Raw genomic sequence first — 21,173 nt, forward strand, 5'->3', positions numbered from 1 at the left:
AAGCAGATGCTAGCGCCGAATCGTGAGTGCCGGGTGATGCTGGCGGTCACGGTTTTCGGGGTGGCATCGCGATCGTGCATGCGATGTGGGGGTGCGGTGCGATTGGGCACTTGAGCCACTTGGGCACTTGGAGCCTTTGTGGGAGGGAGCTTTAGCCCCGACGCTGTTCGGCCCCATCGCGGCATCCGTCCGATGAGCGCCGTCGAGCTGCAGGCTCGCCGCGATCTGAGCCGAAAGCATCGGGGCTAAAGCTCCCTCCCACAAAGAAAAGCGCCCTCCCGCAAAGAGTGGGTTGTGTCGAGCCGCAAGTTCGCCGCGATCTGAGCCGAAAGCATCGGGGCTGAAGCTCCCTCCCACAAAGAAAAGCACCCTCCCGCAAACAGTGGGTCGCGCCGGGCCATGGGTCATGAAGTCTTCGTCTGGCAATACTTTCAGGGCTTGGATTTTTTAGCCGCCGTTGCGGCCACGAACGCCGGACAAAAAAAGCCCGGCCGAGGTGGGCCGGGCATAAAGGTCACACAGGGTCGGTCGATGTCGGCGAACGGGTCGCCGATGGATCAGTTCAGATCGAAGCGGTCGGCGTTCATCACCTTGTTCCAGGCCGCGACGAAGTCGTCGACGAACTTCTGCTGCGCGTCGGAGCTGGCGTAGACCTCGGCCAGCGCGCGCAACTGCGAGTGCGAGCCGAAGATCAGATCGGCGCGGGTGCCGGTCCACTTGAGTTCGCCGGTCTTGCGGTCGCGCCCTTCGAACACGTCCTTCGCATCGGAGTTCGCCTTCCACACCGTGCCCATGTCGAGCAGGTTGACGAAGAAATCGTTGCTCAGCGCGTCGGCCTTGCGGGTGAACACGCCGTGCTTGCTTTGACCGGCGTTGGCGCCGAGCACGCGCAGGCCGCCGACCAGCACGGTCAGTTCCGGCGCGCTGAGGTTCAACAATTGCGCGCGGTCGATCAGCAGCGATTCGGCGGTCACGTCGAACTTGCCCTTGGCGTAATTGCGGAAGCCGTCGGCGATCGGTTCGAGCACCGCGAACGAGTCCACGTCGGTCTGTTCGGCCGTCGCGTCGGTGCGGCCGGCAACGAAGGGCACCTTGACCGGGAAGCCGGCGTTCTTCGCCGCCTGTTCGACGCCGGCGGCGCCGGCCAGCACGATCAGGTCGGCCAGCGATACCTTCTTGCCGCCGGTTTGCGCGCCGTTGAATTCGTTCTGGATGGCTTCGAGCGTGGACAGCACCTTGGCCAACTGGTCGGGCTGGTTGACCTCCCAGTCCTTCTGCGGCGCCAGACGGATGCGCGCGCCGTTGGCGCCGCCGCGCTTGTCGGAGCCGCGGAAGGTCGAGGCCGAGGCCCAGGCGGTGGATACCAGTTGCGACACCGGCAGGCCCGAGGCCAGGATCTTGGCCTTGAGCGCGGCGACGTCCTGCTCGTCGATCAGCGCGTGGTCGACGGCCGGCACCGGGTCTTGCCAGATCAGCACTTCGGCCGGGACTTCCGGGCCGAGGTAGCGCGCGCGCGGGCCCATGTCGCGGTGGGTCAGCTTGAACCAGGCGCGGGCGAAGGCATCGGCGAACTGGTCGGGGTTTTCGAAGAAACGGCGCGAGATCTTTTCGTAGGCCGGATCGAAGCGCAGCGACAGGTCGGTGGTGAGCATGGTCGGTGCGTGGCGCTTGTTCGGGTCGTGCGCGTCGGGAATGCTGCCCGCGCCCGCGCCGTCCTTCGCGATCCACTGGTGCGCGCCGGCCGGGCTCTTGCTCAGTTCCCATTCGAAGCCGAACAGGTTGGTGAAGAACTGATTGCTCCACTGGGTCGGCGTGCTGGTCCAGGTGACTTCCAGGCCGCTGGTGATCGCGTCGCCGCCCTTGCCGCTGCCGAAGCTGTTGCCCCAGCCCAGGCCCTGTTCGGCGATGTCGGCGCCTTCGGGTTCGCGGCCGACGTGCGATTCGGGGCCGGCGCCGTGGGTCTTGCCGAAGGTGTGGCCGCCGGCGATCAGCGCCACGGTCTCTTCGTCGTTCATGGCCATGCGGGCGAACGTTTCGCGGATGTCGCGCGCCGCGGCGACCGGGTCGGGGTTGCCGTTGGGGCCTTGCGGATTGACGTAGATCAGGCCCATCTGCACCGCGCCGAGCGGATTTTCCAGCACCCGGTCGCCGCTGTAGCGCTTGTCGCCGAGCCAGGTGGTTTCGCTGCCCCAGTACACGTCTTCCTCGGGTTCCCACACGTCGGCGCGGCCGCCGGCGAAGCCGAAGGTCTTGAAGCCCATCGATTCCAGCGCGACGTTGCCGGTGAGGATCATCAGGTCGGCCCAGGAAATCTTGTTGCCGTACTTTTGCTTGATCGGCCACAGCAGGCGGCGCGCCTTGTCGAGGTTGCCGTTGTCCGGCCAGCTGTTGAGCGGAGCGAAGCGTTGCTGCCCGGCGCCGGCGCCGCCGCGGCCGTCGAAGGTGCGATAGGTGCCGGCGCTATGCCAGGCCATGCGGATGAAGAGCGGGCCGTAGTGGCCGAAGTCGGCCGGCCACCACTCCTGCGAGTCGGTCATCAGCGCGTGCAGGTCTTGCTTCACCGCGGCGAGGTCGAGGGTCTTGAACGCTTGTGCGTAGTCGAAGTCCGGATCGGGATTGGACGGCGGCGCCTGCTGGTGCAGGACCTTGAGGTTGAGCTGGTTCGGCCACCAGTCGCGGTTCGACGTGCCGCCGCCGGCGGTGTGGTTGAACGGACACTTCGATTCGGTGTTTGACATGGGTTCTTTGCCTTGTTGTTGACGGTACGGATTCAACGACTGGGTATGCGGATAGGTGCGCGGATCGATGGAGGCACGGTGGCGATACTGTCGCGCGGAACGTTGGCGGTGACGTGACGCAGTGCCCGCACTGACCACGCATGACGCCGTCGGCGAGGGCGATGGAGGCAGGTGGCGAGGGCGGCGGGTCGGTCCTTGCGATCGAGTGTTGTTGAGGGCGCATCGGCTGTGGCATCGGTACCCAAGGACGATATGTCGGATCGATCCGCAAGTTAAATCGATCCTTTCGACATAACCGATAGGATTGGACTATGGATACGGCCTCGTCGCGATGCGGGCCGCGCGGATCATGGCAGCGGCCCGCGGGCGGTGATGCGGCCGTGCCGTGACCGAGTCGACGTTGCGCGCGTGTTGTTGCTTTGCAGCACGGCGCAGCGCATGCGAGTCGCTTTTTTATACTCACGGCGAGTGCCGGCCGCATGGCCGCCGCTCATACGACGATGCACGAGTTGTCCGCGCACTATCAGGGAGAGATGGAATGAAACGGATCGATCTACGTTGGGCGGCGATGGCCGCGTTGGTGTTCGGCCTGGGCTTCGGCGCTTCGGCGGCGGCTTCGGACCCGGGCTGCCTGAGTACCTGCCAGGAGCTCATGAACGACTGTCGCGCTCAGGCGCCTCCGGGCAATCCGGGCAATACCCAGCATTGCAATCGTCTGTATCGCGATTGTCTGGCGGGTTGCGAAGTGAATTGAGCCGAGCCGTCGCGACCCGGGTCGCGCGGCAGCATGCCCGCGCTCGATTCGTGATCGCGGTGGCAAACGCGCCGGTCGGGCGTCGCGGCTTGCCGATCCGCGCGCGGATGCTGCTTTGCAGCAGCGTTTGTGCATATCGATGCCGGCCCATACTCGCCGCGAGCGTCGGCCGTGTGGCCGAACGGCTCATTCAATCGACCACGGAGGGAAACACGATGAAGACAGACACGATGGGGAAGAGCGCGGGCCTGCGGATCGCGGCGGCGGCGGCGTTGGTGTTCGGTCTGGGCCTGGGCGCCTCGGCGTTCGCGGCCGACCCGGATTGCATCAACAGCTGCCTGGAGATCAAGCGCGATTGCATCGCCCAGGCCGGCGGCGGTTCGACCCAGCACTGCAATCGCGCCTACCGCGAGTGCGCGGCCGGCTGCGAGTTCTAAGCGAAGCGTTGCGACGCGACAGGCGCCCGCGTGGCGCCTGTCGTTTTCATGCGGCGTTCGCTTGGCGCGCGCTCGCTTCGCACAGCGCGCCTGGCCGGAGACGGCAAGGCACGCGTGGGTGAAGCATCGCGCCGCAGCGTGCCCGCGGCGATCGACCGGCAACGCCGGCCGGCAGCTGAAATCAACCGCCCTGGATCACGTCGAACTCGCCGCCGAGCACGCGATCCAGGCGCCCGCTGCGCCAGCCGCGCACGCCGTCGCGCACCAGCGGCGACGGCGATTGCCGGTAGCGCCGGCAGATCCGGCGTTCACCATCCGGCGCGGCCTGGGCCACGCGCGCGCGGCCGGGCAGGTCGGCGGCGACCTGCACCGACAGCGACGCGCGCCGGGTGACGCCGTCGTCGAGTTCTTCGAACACATGCAGGCCCGATTCGCCCTGCAGCAGGTCCAGCGCGCCGAAGCCGCTCACCGCCAGCCACGCCTTGCAGTGTTCCGGATCCTGGCGCAGCACGTCGACGCGCATGTTGCGGCGTTGCGCCCAGGCCAGGTACATCGCCAGCAACTGCTGCCACCACAGGCGCAGGTCGGCGCCCGAACGCAGCGGATCGGCGTCGCCGGCATCGATCTGGATCAGCGCGTCCTGCGGCCGCTGCTCGCGCACCGCGTCGATCGCCAGCCCGAGCAGGAACAGCAACTGCGCGATACGGCCGGCGAACTCGCCGTTGCCGCGCTCCTGGCGCAAGCGTTGCTGCATGCGCTGGGCGGTGTCGAGCGCGCTCTCGATGCGGTCGCGACGTTCGATCCGGTCGAGCACGCCGTGACGGTCGCCGGCCGACCAGAAATCGGATTCGTTCATGCGTGCGTAATCGTCCTCGCGCGCCCGCACCCAGTCGGCCGATTCGATCGCCGCGTCGAGTTCGCGCAGGCGCGCGTCCAGGCGCGCGATCGCCTCGGCGTCGGCGGAGGGCGCATAAACGAGGTCGCGCAGATCGCCGGCCACCGCCGGCGCGGCGGCGGCGGCAGTCGCGGCTTCATCGGTCGGTGTGACCTCGCGTGCCTGGTTCGCATCGGGATCGATGAACACCACGTCGAGCTTGTCGCCGGCGCTGCGCACGAACAGGAACTGATCGCCGCGCGGCGCGCGGTGTTCGACGATGCTGCGCGCCAGCGGCGCGAGCAGGTAGTGCTCGATCGCGCGGCGCAGCGGACGCGCGCCCAGGTCCGGGGTGAAGCCGCGGTCGAGCAGGAACTCGATCGCCGAGGGCTCCCATTCCACCGCCCAGTCGCGGTTTCGCAGGCCGCGCCGGGTCAGCACGCGGCCCAGTTCCTTGTGCAGGATCTCGCGCATCAGGTTGCGGTCGAGCGGATTGAACAGCACCACCCGGTCGAGGCGATTGATGAATTCGCGGCGGAAGGTTTCGTACAAGGCCTTCTCGACCGCGCTGCGCGAATAGCCGCCGCTGACCGAGTTGAAACCCGGCCCGGCCGTGCGCGAAATGGTCGAGCCGACGTTGCTGGTCAGGATGATGATGCTGTGGCGGAAGTCGGCGGTGTGGCCGCTGCGATCGCTCAGGCGCGCGTCGTCGAACACCTGCAGGAACAAGTCCCACACCTTCGGATGCGCCTTTTCGAATTCGTCCAGCAGCACCACCGAGAACGGCTGCTCGCGGATGCGCGAGGTCAGCGAACGCACGCCGCCCTGACCGCCTTCGTCGGCGGTCAGGCGCCAGGCAGAGTCTTCCGACTGGAACTCGCTCATGTCCAGGCGCAGCAGGCGTTCGTCGCTGCCGAACAGCAACTCGCCCAGCGCCTTGGCCAGTTCGGTCTTGCCGGTGCCGGTGGGACCGGCGAACAGGAACACGCCGATCGGCCGGCCGTTGTCGGTCAGGCCGGCCTTGAGCATGGCGATGCGGTCGAGCAGGGCGTCGACGGCTTCGTCCTGGCCGATCACGCGCTGGCGGAAGAACGCGCGCAGACGGTCGAGGTCCAGGCTCTGTCGATCGTCGATCACGTCCAGCGGCAAACCGCTGCGCTGGGCGATGGTCGCCAGCAGACCTTCGGCGTCCAGCGGCAAGGCCGGCGGCTCTTGCGCGCTCGCGCTTTGCAGACTGTCGCCGAGCAATCGCAGCAGGCGGCCGGGTTCGTGCTGTTCGGGAAAGTACTGCGCGGCCATGCGCGCGGCCTCGGCCAGCACGCGCGCGTCGGCGACCGGGCGGCCGAGACGTTCGGCTTCGATCCGCGCCCATTCGGCCGCGATCGGTTCCAGCGCGAGCGGTTCGACCGGGGCGAGATTGAGGATTTCGAAATGGTGCTTGATCACCGGCCGCGCGATCAGCAACTGAGCGAGCTGACGCGGGGTGATTTCGCCGATCACCCGCAACTGGCCGCGTTCGATCGCCGGCAGCATCAGGTCGAGCAGGCCGCGCGGATCGCGCGAGTGCGAGCCCTTGGCCAGCAGGTCGAAGAAGTCCGGCGCGCGCCACAGCGCCTGCTTGCGATCGAGCACGGCGAGCATCTCGCGCACGCGCTCCTCGAGTTCGCCGATGTAACTCTGCCCGGACAGGATTTCCGCGGCGCTGGCCTCGAACACCAGCCAGCCTTCGCTTTGCAGGCGCTGGCTGAGCAGGTCGATCAGCACGCTCTTGCCGACGCCGTGTTCGCCGGCGACCAAGATCGAGGTCGTCGCCTCGTTGCTCAGCAACTCATGCACGCGCTCGAGCTGCCGCGCCAGGGCCTCGTGCACGATCCGCGTCTGCGGCTTGATCGCCGCGTTGACCCGGCCGAACGCGCCGAGCACGCGGCCTTCGCGGCGCGCGTTGGCGGCGCGTTCGACCTGCGCCAGCAATGGATCGAGCAGCGGCGAGGCGAAGCGCTTGAGGGTCTCGCGCAACTGGCTGGCCTGGGCTTCTTCGAGTTCGTCCAGCGCCGGCGCGGCCGGCGCATCGCCGAACTGCTGCGCCCACTGCAGGTAGTCGCGCAGTTGCTGGCGCACCGGCGCGAAGTCCCACCACCACGGCTGCGCGTGCCGCATCAGCTGCGGCAGCGCTTGCGCATCGCCGCGGGTGCGCAGGTGTTCGATCAGGAAATGCAGCGGGTAGCCGCCGAACTGGCCAACGTGTTCGAGCACCGGATCGAGCGCGATGTCGCCGCGTCGCGGCAGCACCCGGGTGATCATCGATTGCTGCACGTAGCCGCTGCCGCCGAGCTGGCGAACCAGTTCCTCGGCGCTGAAGGCGTCGCCGGCGAGCAGGTCGACGCCCTGGTGGAACTCGGGCAGGGCCAGCAGGTCCTGCGGGCGCTGGATGCGTTCGTCGACCGCGTCGATCGCGCGGATCAAGCGCAGAAGTTGATCGGCGGGCGTTTCGTTGCCGCCCGAAGAGGTTTCGATCGGCGCCTTGGCCTCGCTCCTGTCCTCGACATCGGCCGCCGAATCGACTTGCGGCGGGGACGCATCGGCAACGGCGGCCGCGGCCGCGGGCGTGGCCCGATAAAGGCGGGCGAGGATCAGACCGGCGACCACGCCGACGACGAATAGCAAGGCTTCCACAGGGGCTCCGGTGTCCATTCCGGGCGACAGTTTAGCGGGTCGCTCGCTGTGGGCAGTGCGATGGGTGTAGTGCACTGCGACCCGGGGCGGCTTTGCGGCGAGGCGTACGAACCGCGAGGTCTGTTGTGGGAGGGGCTTCAGCCCCGACGCTTTTCGCTCAGGTCGCGATGCAGTGCGGTTCCGCCGCGATCGGAGACAAGAGCGTCGGGGCTGAAGCCCCTCCCACAATAGACCTCGGGTGCGCGCGGGCACTTGCTGGGGCTGCGGTCGGCTTGGCGTGGCAGCCCGATAGCAGCTTCGGATCGGGCCTGCGCCTTGAGCCGATGCCAGGGTTCCAGCAAGGGTCATCTTGCAGATGCCCTATCCGAGGCCGTCGTCTCGCTGGCCGTTATCCCCGCGCAGGCGGGGATCCAGGGCTTCACCGCGGCAGGACTGCGAAGTCTCTGGATCCCCGCCTTCGCGGGGATGACGAGCAAAAGCAAAGCGGATACGAGCGGAGGTTTCGCGCCCGCTGGCGGCTTGCGCGGACTTCGCGAAACCCGACCGTCGAAACCCTGTTTCGTATCAAACCTTCCTATCAGACCAAAGCCTTGATCCGATACAACGCCTCCAGCGCCTGCTTCGGCGTCAACTCGTCCGGGTCGACCTCGGCCAGCGCATCCAGGGCCGCCGAGGACGGCGCGGCGAACAGGCCGAACTGCTGCGGCGCGTCCAGCGCGGCCTTCGCGAACGAGGGCTTGGGCGTGTCGCGGCCTTGTTGTTCGAGTTCGATCAGCCGCCCGCGCGCCTGCTTGACCACCGACTTGGGCAGGCCGGCCAGCGCGGCCACCTGCAGGCCGAAGCTGCGATCGGCCGGGCCGTCCTTGACCGCGTGCATGAACACCAACTGCTCGCCGCCGTTCTTGTCGTGATGCTCGACCGCGTCCAGATGCACGTTGGCGATGCCGTTGCCCGGTTCGGCCAACGCGGTCAGTTCGAAATAATGCGTCGCGAACAAGGTGTAGGCGCGGTTGCCGTGGGCGAGGTGGCGCGCGCAGGCCTCGGCCAGGGCCAGGCCGTCGTAGGTCGAGGTGCCGCGGCCGATTTCGTCCATCAGCACCAGCGACTGGTGGGTGGCGTGATGCAGGATGTAGCTGGTCTCGCTCATCTCGACCATGAAGGTCGACTGGCCGCGGGCGAGGTCGTCGCCGGCGCCGATGCGGGTCAGGATGCGGTCGATCGGGCCGATCAGCGCGCGCGACGCCGGCACGAAGCTGCCGATGTGCGCGAGCAGCACGATCAGCGCGTTCTGGCGCATGTAGGTCGATTTACCGCCCATGTTCGGGCCGGTGATGACCAGCATGCGGCGGCCGTTGTCTTCGTCGAGGATCAGGTCGTTGGGTTCGAACGGTTCCTTGCGCACCGCCTCGACCACCGGATGGCGGCCGCGTTCGATCCGCAGCCCCGGCGCGTCCGTCAGTTCCGGTCGCGACCAGTCCAGCGAGGCGGCGCGTTCGGCGAAGCCGCACAGCACGTCGAGTTCGGACAGCGCCGCGGCGCAGCGCTTGAGCGGTTCCAGGCGTTCGTTGAGCGCGTCGAGCAATTGCTCGTACAGCAGCCGCTCGCGCGCCAGCGAGCGTTCGCGCGCCGACAGCACCTTGTCTTCGAACTGCTTGAGTTCTTCGGTGATGTAGCGCTCGGCGTTGCTCAGGGTCTGCCGGCGGGTGTAATGGGTCGGTGCCTTCTGCGCTTGTCCCTTGCTGATTTCCAGGTAATAGCCGTGGACGCGGTTGTAGCCGACCTTGAGCGTGGCGATGCCGCTGCTGGCGCGTTCGCGCGCTTCCAGGTCGACCAGGAACTGATCGGCGTTGGTCGACAGCGTGCGCAGTTCGTCGAGCTCGGCGTCGAAGCCCGGCGCGAACACGCCGCCGTCGCGCGCCAGCACCGGCGGCTGGGTGACGATGGCCTGGGCGAGCAAATGCGCATGTTCGTCGTGTTCGCCGAGCGAGGCGCACAGCGCGTTGAGCCGCGGCGAATCCAGCGGGCGCAGGATCGTGCCGAGGTCGGGCAACAGGCCCAGGCCGTCGCGCAAGGTCGACAGGTCGCGCGGACGCGCGCTGCGCAGGGCGATGCGCGAGAGGATGCGTTCGAGATCGCCGAGCGCGCGGAAGCGTTCGCGCACCTCGTCGCCGGCGCCGCTGTCGATCAAGGTCGATACGGCGTGGTGGCGATGGCGCAGCACGTCGCGGTCGCGCAGCGGCCGGTGCAGCCAGCGCCGCAGCAGGCGTCCGCCCATCGGCGTGACCGTGCTGTCGAGCACGCCGAGCAAGGTGGTGCGGCTGTCGCCGTCGACGCGGCTGTCGAGTTCCAGATGCCGGCGCGTGGCCGCGTTCATCGCGATCGCGCCGTCGCCGGATTCGACCGCGATCGAGGTCAGGTGCGGCAGGCGCTGCTTCTGGGTTTCTTCCACATAACCCAGCAACGCGGCGGCCGCGGCGATCGCCAGCGGCTTGTCTTCCAGGCCGAAACCGCTCAGGTCGTGCACGGCGAAGAAACGCAGCAACTGGCGCCGGCCGCTGTCGACATCGAACAGCCACGGCGGACGCCGGCGCATGCCGTTGCGTTCGGCCACGAACGGCGCCCAGCCGTCTTCGTCGGCGACCAGCACCTCGGCCGGTTCCAGCCGCGCGATCTCGGCTTCGAGCGCGTCTTCGGTGGCGACTTCGTTGACCAGGAAACGGCCGGCGGCCAGATCGGCCCAGGCCACGCCATAACCGTGCTTGCCGCGCGAGATCGCCAGCAGCAGGGTGTCGCGGCGTTCGTTGAGCAGGGCCTCGTCGGTGACCGTGCCCGGGGTGATCACGCGCACCACCTTGCGTTCGACGATGCCCTTGGCCAGGGCCGGGTCGCCGATCTGTTCGCAGATCGCCACCGATTCGCCCAGCGCGACCAGCCGCGCCAGATAGCCTTCGGCCGAATGGTGCGGCACGCCGGCCATCGGGATCGGTTGACCGGCCGAATTGCCGCGTTGGGTCAGGGTGATGTCGAGCAGTCGCGCCGCCTTGCGGGCGTCGTCGTAGAACAACTCGTAGAAATCGCCCATGCGGAAGAACATCAGCACATCGGGGTGCTCGGACTTGGCGGCGAAGAACTGCCGCATCAGCGGGGTGTGTTCTTCCTGGCTTTTCTCTGCGCTGGTCTTTGGATTTTTCTGCATTTGATTCAAGGGGTTGCTGCTCTTTATCTCGATGTGTCGGGCGGGCGATGCCCGATGCGGTCGCCGTGGTCAGCGCCGGCGCGCCGGGCTTCACGCGTAGTCCCGTAATCGGCACGGGCAAGGCCGTCAATTTTGCCCTGAATATGGAATGGAAGCGCGATCGGGTCTTCGGCGGCGCCCGGACGCACCGATTCGGCTTCGGCCGGATCGAACTGCGCCACGTCCCACGACGCCGGGCGAACGCGCGCCGGTCGCGTCGATTGGCGTCGACGCGCGTGTCCGTTTCACGCTTCGACGCGCACGAATGCGAAAACGTGATGCAGCCCGTCGTGGCTGTTGCAGCGCACATTGCTTACTCCTGAAACCATACGCTAGCGTGCGGGGGCGATGGCAGGGGGAGCGATGCCGGAACCTCGTGGGCGTCCTCGCCGTCAGTCGGACTTCGCTTTTTTCGTCGGAAAACCTTCTCATCGGACACCATCAGGTGTCCGCAGCGAACATCATCTCGAAGGGGAATTAAGGATGAAGACTCTGTTCCGCAACAAGGCGGGGCGGTTGCTTTCGGCTGTGGCGCTGATCGCGCTCGCGGCCCCCGCCACGGCCAATACCCTCAACCAGAACGTGTCGTGGACCATCGACCGGGCCGGCACCAGCACCACGTATCGGACCGTCGCCTACGGCGATTCGATCTTCGCCGGCTACAACGGCTCGATCAGCAACGCGGGCAAATACTCGGCGCCGACGGTGGACGCCGAATACCTGTCGGCGCGCTGGAACGCCGATATCGAAAGCGTGCGTCGCGCCAAGTCCGGCGCGGTGGCGCGCGACGTGTACGAAAACAAGATCGTGGCCGAGCGGTCCTACATGCAGGCCGCCTCGACTCGGGTGGTGAGCTTCGAGATGTGCGGCAACGACGGCCTGCAGGCGCGTTCGGCGTTCAAGTCGCAGACCGGCACCTGCGACTACAGCGGGCTGGATGCGGCGATCAATTCGTGCAAGACCTACGTGGCCGCGGCGATGGATTACATCAACACCAACGCGCACGCCAACACCCGGCTCAAGGTGATTTCCAATCTGCACTATCCCGGCTACAACGCCGACAACGTGCAGAGTTCCTGCCGCGACGCCGGCACCGGCCAGACGGTCAACATGCGCGACCGCTTCCTGCCGGCGATCGCCAAGATGAACTACTGGATGTGCGAATACGCCCGCCAGAAGGGCTTCAAGTGCGCGGACAGCTTCGCCCAGTACATGGCCGCGGACTACGACAGCAACGGCGACGGCCTGATCGATTCCGACGCGCTGCGCTACGTGGCCGGGGAAAGCGAAGCCAGCTACATCACCCGCACCTCGGTGACCCTGCGTGCCACTTTGCGCGATGCGAACACCAAGTTCGTTTCCTCGTCGAGTTCCTACGACTACATCCAGTCCGACGACACCCATCCGACCTATAACGGCGGCACCGTGTCGGCCGGTCTGTGGGGCGGGACCACCGGCAGCGGCGCGCCGCGTTATTCCAGCTTCACCAACGGCCGCAACCCGATCTGGAACCAGTACGGGCACGAGCGCATGGGCTGGGCGTTGTCGGTGTATCAGCCGGCCAATCCCTGATCGCGCGTCCGACGGACTGAACGACTGTGACCGAGCGCCGTCCTCCGCATGCCCCGTCGTCCCGAGCGGACGGCGAGGGCATGCGTGTGATCGCCAAGCCCGCCACCCGCGGCAGCGCGCTGCCGTGGGTGGTGGGTGTCGCGGTGGTCGCGGTCGCGCTGGCGGGGTGGTGGGGCCTGCGCGAACCGGCGCACGGCTCCGATGATGTCGTCGCGCACGCCGGCAGGGATCGCGACGCGATGGCCGCCGCGATGGACGAGCGGTCCGCATCGACGAATCCCGCACGACGAACCGTATCGCCGCAACAGGCGCAGGACATGCCGAGCAAGGATCCCGACGATCTCGCCGCGTACTTCCAGCCCGGCGATCCGGAACCCACCGGCGCGCAGGTCATCGAGGCCTTGCAGAAGGCCGGCGTGCGCACCGGCCTGGGCGCGTTCAATCCGCCCGGAACCAGTCCGCCGCTGGTAGGGCTGGCGGTGCCGGAAGGCTATGAGTTGCCGCAAGGCTATGTCCGCCATCATCAGGTGACCGACGAGGGCGTTCCGATCGAGCCGATCCTGATGTTCTCGCCCGACTTCGTCCTGCGCGACGCCCGGGGCCGGCCGATCGCGATGCCGGCCGACCGGGTGGTGCCGCCGGAACTCGCGCCGCCCGGCATGCCGCGGCGGCAGATCCAGATTCCCCCGCGCTGACACAGCGACACGGAGCGTTCGACTTGACCCATGAGCGGTTGTCCCGCTGGCGCAGCCTCGCCGGCATTCTCGCCACCGCCGTGTTGCTCGGCGTGTACGCGCTCGGTGGCTTCGCCTGGATTCTGGGCTTCGTCGCGCTGGTGCCGTGGTTGCTGGTGCTCAATCGCGACAGGACGGCGCTGCGCGTGCTCGCGATCGGCGCGTTGATGAGCGTGGCGTTCGTGGCGGCGGTTTTCTACTGGTTCGGTGCGGCGATCGGCGCCTACACCGGCGTGGGGGGCACGACGGCCACGGTGGTGCTGCTCGTGGCCGCGCCGCTGGTGCAGCCGCAATTCATCGCGTTCGCGCTGGTGCGCCAGTGGGCCGGACGCCGTTACGGCCCCGTGCTGCGCGCGCTGGCCGCGGCCTGCGCATGGGTCGCCTGCGAATGGCTGGTGGCCAAGCCCTTGGGCGATACGCTGGGACACGGCTTGTTTCCGTCCGCGGTGCTGCGCCAGGTCGCCGACCTCGGCGGCGCCACCGGCATCACTGTTTTGCTGCTGCTGGTCAATGAGGCGATCGCTTTCGCCATCGTCAAATATCGCGGCCGAGGTGCAGATCGCAGCCTGCGCGTGCTGCTGCGGCCGCTCGCGTTGGCCGCGGGCATCGTGGCGTGCATGGCCGGTTACGGCGCGGTGCGGCGCGCGTCCTTGCAGGCGCCCGCGCTCGCCGATGCGCCGACGCTGCGCGTCGCGATGGTCCAGGCCAACATCACCGACTACGAACGCCTGCGCAAGGAAATTGGCGCGTACGGCGTGGTCCGGCGCGTGCTCGACACCCATTACGCCTTGTCGTGGTCGGCGATCCGCGATCACCAGGCCGACGTGCTGCTGTGGTCGGAGACCGTGTATCCCACCACCTTCGGCCATCCGCGCAGCGAGGACGGCGCCGCGCTGGACCGCGAGATCCAGGGTTTCGTCGATGCGGCCGGCGTGCCCCTGGTGTTCGGCACCTACGACCGCGACGCGCAGGGCGAGTACAACGCGGCCGCGTTTCTCGAACCGCACAAGCAGCCCGGCAACGGCCTGCTCGGCGTCTATCGCAAGACCTATCCGTTCCCGCTGACCGAGCACGTGCCAAGCTGGCTCGACGGGCCGCGCTTGCGCAGCTGGCTGCCGTGGACCGGCACCTGGAGCCCGGGCGACGGCGCGCGCGTGCTGCCGTTGCGCAGCGCGGACGGGCGCGAGGTCAACGTGGTGCCGCTGATCTGCCTGGACGATGTGCATCCGGACCTGGCCATCGACGGCGCACGTCTCGGCGCGCAGGCCATCCTTGGTATTTCCAACGATTCGTGGTTTACCGCGTATCCGGTGGGCGCGCGCCTGCATCTGGCGGTCGCGGCCTTCCGCAGCATCGAGACGCGCCTGCGCAGGTGAGATAAAACAATCTCTTCCCCCCCCCCAGATGTGTGTGTGTGCAGCTATCTAATCCAGCATCGAGACGCGCCTGCCGCAGGTGCGCGTCACCACCAATGGATTCAGCGCGATCATCGACGACACCGGCGAGGTGCTCGCGAACACCGCGATCGGCGATCAAGCCGTGCTGACCGCGTTCGTCAGCGCGCGCGATCCGTTGCCGACCTTGATGGTGCGCTGGGGCGATTGGGTCGGGCGCGCGGGTGCGGCGTTCCTGCTCGCGTTGGCCGCGCTGACGGCGTGGCAGGCGTTGCGTCGTCGCGCCGGTGCCGCGCCGCAGGTGGAAACGGTCGTCGAAGTGATGATGCTCACGCCGCTGTGGCGAGCGCTGACCGGCGCGTTGCGGTTGTGCGCGGGCGTGGGTTTGCTATGGCTGGCCTACGACATGCTGACCCGCATCGGCCTGCAGATTCAGTCCTTGTCGCAGCTATGGCTGTTCGCCGCCGCCGTACTCGCGCCGGCCGTGGCCGCGTGGGCGATCGAGCGCGCGTACGCCGCGCAAGCGCGCATCGAAGGGCCGCTGTTGGTGCTGGATCAACGCCGGCGACGGATCGAACTTCCGGTCGCCTCGATCGCCGCGCTGCGGCCCTGGCGCATTCCACTGCCGGGCAGCGGCGTCGATGTGCGCCTGGCCGCGGGGCCTTGGTGGCGGTGGAGTCTGGCGGCGACCCGCCCGCAGGCATTGCAGCGCATGTTGGCCGCGACCGGCCTGTCGATTCGCCTGGAAGGCGGCTTCGCGAACGCTCTGGCCGATCTGGCCCAGACGCGTGCGGACGCACGCCGGCGCCGGCTCGATCACCCGCTGGTGAAATTCGCCTTGTTCGCGCTGCTGCTGGCGCTGGTCGCGTTCCGTCTGCACCAGATCATCGCCTTCGGCGGCGTCTTCGGCGAGTACTACAGCTATGGACTCGCGGCTTATCTCACCGGCCTGCTGATCTGGTGGGCATCGTGGTCGATCGGTCTGATGCTGTTCGCCGCGGTGCTGCGGGTGGTGATCGAAACCGTCGTCGTACTGGCCATCGCGATGCGCTCCACGCACGCGGCCGCCGTGCGCGACGCACTGGAATGGCTGGGGCGTCTGGCCTTCTACCTGGGCGTGCCGGCCTGGCTGGCGATGCGGTTGCTGGCTACGGGATGAAACGGCGAATGCCGCGTCATCGCGCTCAGGTTTATGCCGGAGCTCCGGCCGACTGATCGCATGTATCGGACAAGCGCCGCCGCATGAGCTGAGCCGATGCCTGGTGACAAGGCCTGGTGCCTGCGCTCGCGGCGCTCAGCGCGTCGGGGCCGACAGCGTTTTTTGCTTGCGCCTGGCGGCTTTCGCCGCGGCGTCGTCGCCCTTGGCCTCGTAGGTTTCGGCCAGGCTGTCCCAGGCGTTGGCGGACTTGGGAAACAGCAAGGTGTTGAGAATGAACACGCGCAGGGCGGTGTCGGCGCCGTGGGTTTCGCGCAAGGCGTAACCGGTGTTGTTGATCGTTCGCTCTAGCTGTGGCTTGTCGACGCTGCGATCGGCGCGCAAGGTCTTGGCGAATGCCCGCTTCTGCGGGTCGTCCGACGCGCGCAGCGCGAATGCGGCGATGCGGTCGGCCAGGGCCTGCGCCGGGAAGCGCTGCGGCGCGAGCGCGCCCATCAGATCGTCCACCAAGGTGCGCGACCAGACGTTGCGGGCGCTGCCGTTGGTCAGGTAGACGACGGTGTAGACGTCGCGGTCGAGCGTGTCGCCGAACAATATCCGCGCCCGCACCACGGTGCCGCCGTCGTGGCCGACGTTGCGGTAGTGACCGCTGTCGCCGCTCTCCCAGCCGCTGAGGAATTCGCCGCGTTGGCCGCCCGGCAGCGTGAGCGGCCGCCACAGTTGCATCAGCGTGGCCTTCGACACCAGTTCGCCGGCGGCGACCGCGCGCAGGAACGCGGACAGATCGCCGCGGCTCATGTACAGCGCGCTGTGGCCCACCGCGTAAGCGGGCCACGCTACATCCGGCGCCGGCTGCGCTTTGCCGTCCTTGCCGAGGTAGGAGGAGACCACGCCGTGCGCGGGCAGGCCGTCGCGGCCCAGCCAGGTGCGTTGCAGCTTCAGCGGGACGAGAATGCGTTCGCGCGCGATCCGCGGGTAAGGCTGGCCGTAGTGGGTTTCCAGCAGGTGCGTGAGCACCAGGTAGTTGGTCTGGGTGTAGCGCGTGCGGCTGCCGGGCGCGAACTGCATCGGCCGGGCGGCGGCGACGGCCAGGGCCGCCGGCAGGCTCGCGGGTAAGGAGGCGTTGGCTTCGGCGGTGCCGGCCATCTGCTCGGGCGTGTAGTACTCGGCGACGCCGGAGGTGTGATTGAGGAACTGGCGCACGCTGATCGCCTTCCAGGGATCGGGCAGGTCGCGCAGGTAGGCGCTCGCGGGCCGGTCCAGGTCGATCTGGCCTTGTTCGACCAATTGCATGAGCAAGGTGGAGACGAACAGTTTGGCGAGCGAGTACACCGGAAAGATGTCGTCCGCGGCCACGCGTTGGCCGCTGCCGAGGTCGGAGGCGCCGTACACGCCCTGGAACAGCGGCTTGCCGTCGTGGCTGATGTCGACCGCCTGGCCGACGATGCCGTAGCGCAGCGATTCGATGCGCAGTTGATGCTGCAGGCGTGCGTCGGGATCGGGCCGGATCGTGGCAGTCGCGAAGCCGGGGGCGAGGGCGAGCAGGCACAGCAGTACGTGGCGGAGGCGTCGATTCATTGCGGTGCGGTTCGAAGGCGTTGATTGAAGGTCGGTGTACTGCAGGCCATCGAGCGTGCGCGAAATCCGGGCGCGAACCGGCCGAGACGCATGGTAGTCGATGCCGAGTCGCGGTCGTCCGGTCGCGCCAGGGTGAGCCGAGCCGGATCGCGACGATACCCGGGCGCGCAGGCCGAGGCCGCCCGATTGTGCGGACTTCCGCGTCCCGGCCGGGCAAGCGCGACTAGTCCGGCGCGCCGCGCCGGTGCGAGCATCGCTTGAACGCATCCGCCCGACTTCGCCGCTGGAGCTTCGATGAACCTCACCGCCCGCATGTTGCGCCGCAAGTCCGTCGAGCAATTGCAACGCGAGGCGCTGACCCGCGGCGAGCTGCGCCGAGTATTGGGGCTGTGGCATCTGACCGCGATCGGGCTCGGCGGGATCATCGGCGTGGGCATCTTCGTGCTGACCGGTACGGTCGCGGCGGGCACCGCGGGGCCGGCGGTGGTGTTGTCGTTCGTGCTGGCCGGCATCGCCAGCGCCGCGGCGGCGCTGTGCTACGCCGAGTTCGCCGGGCTGATTCCGGTGTCGGGCAGCGCCTACACCTACGGCTACGCGGTGCTCGGCGAATTCGCCGGTTGGTTGATCGGCTGGGATCTATTGCTGGAGTTCGCGCTGATCGCGGCGGTGGTCGCGGTGGGCTGGTCGGGTTACGTGCAGGCCTTGCTCGACGCGGCCGGGGTGACGCTGCCGGCGTGGGCGCAGGGCGGCTGGTTCGGCGGCAAGGCCGGGCAGGTGGTGAATCTGCCGGCGGTGTTCGTGTCGCTGGCGATCACCGCGCTGCTGGCGTTCAAGACCGAGTGGGGCGCGCGCTTCAACACCGTGGTGGTGGCGATCAAGATCGGCGCGGCGGTGCTGATCATCGTCGCCGGCGTGGCCTATGTGGACCCGGAGCGCTGGCAGCCGTTCATGCCGTTCGGCGTTCACGGCGTGGTGGCCGGCGCCTCGATCGTGTTCTTCGCGGTGTTCGGCTACGAAATGATGACCACAGCGGCCGAGGAAGCGATCGACCCGCAACGCGACCTGCCGCGCGCGGTGGTGCTGTCGCTGGCGATCGCGATGACCTTGTACATCGGCATCTGCCTGGTGCTGACCGGGATCGTGTCCTACACCACCCTGAGCAACGATGCGCCGGTCGCCAACGCGTTCGCGGCGATCGGCATGCCCAAGGTGATGGTGGCGATTTCGCTGGCCTCGATCTGCGGCATCACCAGCGTGATCTTCGCCAATCTGCTGGCCGGCGCGCGGATCTGGTTCGCGCTGTCGCGCGACGGGCTGCTGCCGGGCTGGTTCGGAAAAGCGCATCCGCGCTGGCGCACGCCGTGGCGCACGACCTGGCTGATCGGCGCGGTCGCGGCGGTCGCGGCCGGGCTGTTTTCGCTGGAGGAACTGGCCAAGCTGGTCAACATCGGGGTGTTGTGCGCGTTCGTGGTGATCTGCAGCGCGGTGCTGGTGCTGCGTTACCGCTCGCCCGAGTTGCCGCGCCCGTTCCGTACTCCGTGGTCGCCGCTGGTGCCGCTGATCGGGATCGGCTTCTCGTTGTGGCTGATCAGCGGATTGCCGTACCTCACCTTCGAGCGGTTCGCGATCTGGCTGGTGATCGGCTGCGCGGTGTATTTCGGCTATGGCATCCGCCACAGCAAGTTGGCGCGCGACGCGGCCGAGCGGGCGTGAGCCCCGACTCGGCGCGCCGCCGTCGCGCGTCAGCGCTGGCCGCGCACGCCGTTGCCGGGCTCGGGCGGGGCCGCCGCTGCGCGCGCCTGCCCGGGCTTGGCTTCGCCGATCATGCCCTGCGCGTTTTCGTTGGCGGCGGGCCTGGCCTGGATGGCCTTCAGGCCGACCGCCTGGGCCGGTATCGAACGCGTCCTGGGCAGTTCGAGCGCGGGCGGGTTGGCCACGAGCGGCGGGATGCGCGTCTGGTCGGGCACGCAGGCGTGGTAGGTAGGCAGGAACGCGGCCGCGAGCACACACGCGCCGGCGATCAACGCAGCCGCTGTCGGAGGCGTAAGCGCTACGCCGAGTGTCGTTTTCATGAAGTCCCGAATCAATCTGCCGCACACGGCGGCGGTGCGCGCGAAGGCGCTAATCGTTATGTGGTGCGTACCGCGGTTGCTGCCGACCGGCGAGCCGGTCCGTCTGGCGCCGTCCTGGCGCTAACTCGGTCACGATGCGTCGCGGCATTGCACGATACCGCAGCGTCCGGCGCTAGCTAGTGGTGACCCTAGCAAGGTCCGGGCCGCGACGCTGTATCCAAAGTTGTGAAATTGTATTTTTGCGTGACGCGCGTCTACATCGCAGCGTCGGGCACGACGCTGCGGCCGGGGCAGTCGGCGATTGCGGAGCACACGCGGCCGGCGATGCGCGGCCGCTTGGGGTCAGGCTTCCGCCGCGGCGGCCAGTTCCGGCTCGGTGCTCACCCGCAGGTGGCGCGAGCGGATGCTCATGAACACGATCGCCGCCAGCAACAGCCCCGCGGACGCTGCATAGAACAATCCGCCGAACGCGGCGCGGAACAGTTCGCGCGCCGACGGCGACAGGGCCTGCGCGGCCAGTTCGCTCAGGCTGCGTGCGCCCGAGCCGTCGTGCGCCGTGCCGATGCCGGCTTCGGCCAGGCGCAGCAGGATCAGCGCCGATCCCGCGGTCGCGACCACCGCGGTCCCGAGCGTGCGCACGAAGGCCATGGCGCCGGTGACGCTGCCGAGTTGGCGCGCCGGCGCGGCGTTCTGGGCGACGACGTTGATGATCGCCGTGCTCGGGCCGATGCCGAAACCGACCGCGCCGAGCAGCAGCGAGGCGCTCAGCGGCGTCAACTGGTCGGCGAACAGGCCCATCGCGAACAAGGCCGCGATCGCGATCGGAAAGCCCAGCAGCACCGGCCCCTTGAAGTCGCCGCTGCGCGCGGCGTGGCGGCCGCCGAGCAGGGCGCTGATCGCGCCGCCGACCAGCGCCGGGATCAGCAGCAGGCCGGCGTGCGAGGCGCTCAGGCCCAGGCCGATCTGGTAATAGGCCGGCATCAGCACCGCCACCGCGATGTAGAAGCCGTAGGTCAACAGACCGACCAGCAGGGCCGGGCCGATCACCGCGTGGCGCACGAACATCGGCGGCAGCACCGGATCGGCGACCCGGGTCTGGCGCAGCGCGAACGCGAACCCGACCACCGCGGCGAACGCGAACAGGCCCAGCGTCTGCGGCGAGGTCCAGGGGTAGCGTCCGCCGCCCCAGGTCAGGGCGAACAGGAAGGCGGTGGTCGCGAGCGCGAACAGCAGCGTGCTCAGGTAATCGATGCGGCCGCTGTGGCCGCCGGCGACGAAGGCGCGCATGCCGGGCCAGGCGATCGCCAACGCCAGCAGACCGATCGGCAGATTGATCCAGAAGATCGCGCGCCAGCCCAGCCAGTCGGTCAGCGCGCCGCCGAGCAGCGGCCCGATCAGCCCGGCCACCGCCCAGACGATGGCGAAGTAGCCGGCGAAGCGGCTGCGATCGCGCGGCCCGGCGATTTCCGCGACCGCGGCCTGGGCGACGATGATCAGGCCGGCGCCGCCGACGCCCTGCAGGGCGCGCGCGGCGACCAGCATCGGCATGCTGCTCGCCAGCGCGCACAGCACCGAGCCGAGCAGGAAGCCGCCCATGCACACCATCAGCATGATCCGGCGCCCGTGCAGATCGCCGAGCTTGCCGATCACCGGCGTCGCCGCGGCGCTCGCGAGCAGATACGCCGACACCGCCCAACCCATCAGGTCGAAGCGTTGCAGGTCGCCGACGATCGCGGGCAGGGCGGTGGCGACGACGGTCTGTTCGATCGCGCCGAGGAACAGCGCCAGCATCAGTCCGGCCAGTACGCGCTTGGAGCCACGTGAGTTCGCAGCCAGTTGGCTGACGGTGGACCGATCAGAATTGGACGGATAAGGGTTGGCTTGATCGACGCCGGTTTGGTCGATGCTGGATTGATCGAAGCCGGAGCGGTCGGACGGAGCAGGGGACATGAGGAT

The 21,173-nt window shown here is 68.3% G+C and carries 14 protein-coding genes and 1 pseudogene; 9 read left to right on the top strand and 6 right to left on the bottom strand.

The window, feature by feature from the left end; genetic code table 11:
• Window positions 1-557: 557 nt before the first annotated feature.
• Window positions 558-2,738, bottom strand: coding sequence for a catalase/peroxidase HPI (gene katG / locus KME82_RS09075; RefSeq protein WP_215498211.1), 2,181 nt, complete (start codon window positions 2,736-2,738; stop codon window positions 558-560).
• 538 nt (window positions 2,739-3,276) lie between these two features.
• On the opposite strand from katG, the gene KME82_RS09080 reads away from it, so the two are divergent.
• Together KME82_RS09080 and KME82_RS09085 are read left to right on the top strand one after the other, a co-directional pair.
• On the top strand, window positions 3,277-3,492 hold the full coding sequence (locus tag KME82_RS09080; protein WP_215498212.1) for a hypothetical protein: 216 nt from the start codon (window positions 3,277-3,279) through the stop codon (window positions 3,490-3,492).
• A 215-nt stretch (window positions 3,493-3,707) separates the two neighbouring features.
• Entirely contained in the window at window positions 3,708-3,929 is a 222-nt protein-coding gene (locus KME82_RS09085; RefSeq protein ID WP_215498213.1) for a hypothetical protein, read from the top strand.
• Between the two features lie 181 nt (window positions 3,930-4,110).
• Here KME82_RS09085 and KME82_RS09090 read toward each other — a convergent pair whose 3' ends face one another.
• Window positions 4,111-7,476, bottom strand: a complete 3,366-nt coding sequence (locus KME82_RS09090; RefSeq protein WP_252255672.1) for an AAA family ATPase — start codon at window positions 7,474-7,476, stop codon at window positions 4,111-4,113.
• Between the two features lie 125 nt (window positions 7,477-7,601).
• Here KME82_RS09090 and KME82_RS27085 point away from each other — a divergent pair.
• A pseudogene (locus KME82_RS27085) lies at window positions 7,602-7,691 on the top strand (DUF6053 domain-containing protein); the annotation flags it as partial.
• A gap of 362 nt (window positions 7,692-8,053) precedes the next feature.
• Here KME82_RS27085 and mutS read toward each other — a convergent pair.
• Window positions 8,054-10,672: a DNA mismatch repair protein MutS gene (gene mutS / locus KME82_RS09095; RefSeq protein ID WP_215498215.1), complete on the bottom strand. Its 2,619-nt coding sequence runs from the start codon at window positions 10,670-10,672 to the stop codon at window positions 8,054-8,056.
• 47 nt (window positions 10,673-10,719) lie between these two features.
• Here mutS and KME82_RS09100 point away from each other — a divergent pair, with 47 nt between their 5' ends.
• From KME82_RS09100 to KME82_RS09120, 5 genes are all read left to right on the top strand, one after another.
• Complete coding sequence (locus KME82_RS09100; RefSeq protein ID WP_215498216.1) at window positions 10,720-11,034, top strand: hypothetical protein; 315 nt, start codon at window positions 10,720-10,722, stop codon at window positions 11,032-11,034.
• Window positions 11,035-11,194: 160 nt separating this feature from the next.
• Complete coding sequence (locus tag KME82_RS09105) at window positions 11,195-12,283, top strand: hypothetical protein (RefSeq protein WP_215498217.1); 1,089 nt, start codon at window positions 11,195-11,197, stop codon at window positions 12,281-12,283.
• 80 nt (window positions 12,284-12,363) lie between these two features.
• Window positions 12,364-12,978 carry a hypothetical protein gene (locus KME82_RS09110; protein ID WP_215498218.1) on the top strand — a complete coding sequence of 205 codons (615 nt, stop codon included), beginning with the start codon at window positions 12,364-12,366 and terminating at the stop codon, window positions 12,976-12,978.
• Window positions 12,979-13,001: 23 nt separating this feature from the next.
• Window positions 13,002-14,393, top strand: a complete 1,392-nt coding sequence (gene lnt, locus KME82_RS09115; protein ID WP_215498219.1) for an apolipoprotein N-acyltransferase — start codon at window positions 13,002-13,004, stop codon at window positions 14,391-14,393.
• Between the two features lie 79 nt (window positions 14,394-14,472).
• Complete coding sequence (locus tag KME82_RS09120; protein WP_215498220.1) at window positions 14,473-15,570, top strand: hypothetical protein; 1,098 nt, start codon at window positions 14,473-14,475, stop codon at window positions 15,568-15,570.
• A 135-nt stretch (window positions 15,571-15,705) separates the two neighbouring features.
• Here the strand turns inward: KME82_RS09120 and KME82_RS09125 are convergent, their stop codons facing one another.
• Window positions 15,706-17,145, bottom strand: a complete 1,440-nt coding sequence (locus KME82_RS09125; RefSeq protein WP_215498221.1) for a serine hydrolase domain-containing protein — start codon at window positions 17,143-17,145, stop codon at window positions 15,706-15,708.
• Window positions 17,146-17,439: 294 nt separating this feature from the next.
• Between KME82_RS09125 and KME82_RS09130 the strand changes: the two genes are divergently transcribed.
• The gene (locus tag KME82_RS09130) at window positions 17,440-18,858 is read left to right on the top strand and encodes an amino acid permease (RefSeq protein ID WP_215498222.1); all 1,419 of its coding nucleotides are present in this window, start codon (window positions 17,440-17,442) and stop codon (window positions 18,856-18,858) included.
• Between the two features lie 29 nt (window positions 18,859-18,887).
• On the opposite strand, the gene KME82_RS09135 is transcribed toward KME82_RS09130, so the two are convergent.
• Both KME82_RS09135 and KME82_RS09140 read right to left on the bottom strand, forming a co-directional pair.
• Window positions 18,888-19,217 (bottom strand): hypothetical protein, encoded by a 330-nt coding sequence (locus KME82_RS09135; protein ID WP_215498223.1) that lies wholly within the window; start codon window positions 19,215-19,217, stop codon window positions 18,888-18,890.
• A 342-nt stretch (window positions 19,218-19,559) separates the two neighbouring features.
• Window positions 19,560-21,167, bottom strand: a complete 1,608-nt coding sequence (locus tag KME82_RS09140; RefSeq protein ID WP_215498224.1) for an MFS transporter — start codon at window positions 21,165-21,167, stop codon at window positions 19,560-19,562.
• Window positions 21,168-21,173: the final 6 nt, after the last annotated feature.

This window comes from Lysobacter capsici (assembly GCF_018732085.1).
GTDB classification, from domain to species: domain Bacteria; phylum Pseudomonadota; class Gammaproteobacteria; order Xanthomonadales; family Xanthomonadaceae; genus Lysobacter; species Lysobacter capsici_A.

What these genes read in the sequence shown, in the direction of transcription:
- KME82_RS09105 (WP_215498217.1), top strand. Translation starts at nt 11,195, where the DNA reads ATGAAGACTCTGTTCCGCAACAAGGCGGGGCGGTTGCTTTCGGCTGTG.
- KME82_RS09140 (WP_215498224.1), bottom strand. Translation starts at nt 21,167, where the DNA reads ATGTCCCCTGCTCCGTCCGACCGCTCCGGCTTCGATCAATCCAGCATC.
- KME82_RS09085 (WP_215498213.1), top strand. Translation starts at nt 3,708, where the DNA reads ATGAAGACAGACACGATGGGGAAGAGCGCGGGCCTGCGGATCGCGGCG.
- KME82_RS09080 (WP_215498212.1), top strand. Translation starts at nt 3,277, where the DNA reads ATGAAACGGATCGATCTACGTTGGGCGGCGATGGCCGCGTTGGTGTTC.
- mutS (WP_215498215.1), bottom strand. Translation starts at nt 10,672, where the DNA reads ATGCAGAAAAATCCAAAGACCAGCGCAGAGAAAAGCCAGGAAGAACAC.
- KME82_RS09130 (WP_215498222.1), top strand. Translation starts at nt 17,440, where the DNA reads ATGAACCTCACCGCCCGCATGTTGCGCCGCAAGTCCGTCGAGCAATTG.
- katG (WP_215498211.1), bottom strand. Translation starts at nt 2,738, where the DNA reads ATGTCAAACACCGAATCGAAGTGTCCGTTCAACCACACCGCCGGCGGC.
- KME82_RS09125 (WP_215498221.1), bottom strand. Translation starts at nt 17,145, where the DNA reads ATGAATCGACGCCTCCGCCACGTACTGCTGTGCCTGCTCGCCCTCGCC.
- KME82_RS09100 (WP_215498216.1), top strand. Translation starts at nt 10,720, where the DNA reads ATGCCCGATGCGGTCGCCGTGGTCAGCGCCGGCGCGCCGGGCTTCACG.
- KME82_RS09110 (WP_215498218.1), top strand. Translation starts at nt 12,364, where the DNA reads ATGCGTGTGATCGCCAAGCCCGCCACCCGCGGCAGCGCGCTGCCGTGG.
- KME82_RS09135 (WP_215498223.1), bottom strand. Translation starts at nt 19,217, where the DNA reads ATGAAAACGACACTCGGCGTAGCGCTTACGCCTCCGACAGCGGCTGCG.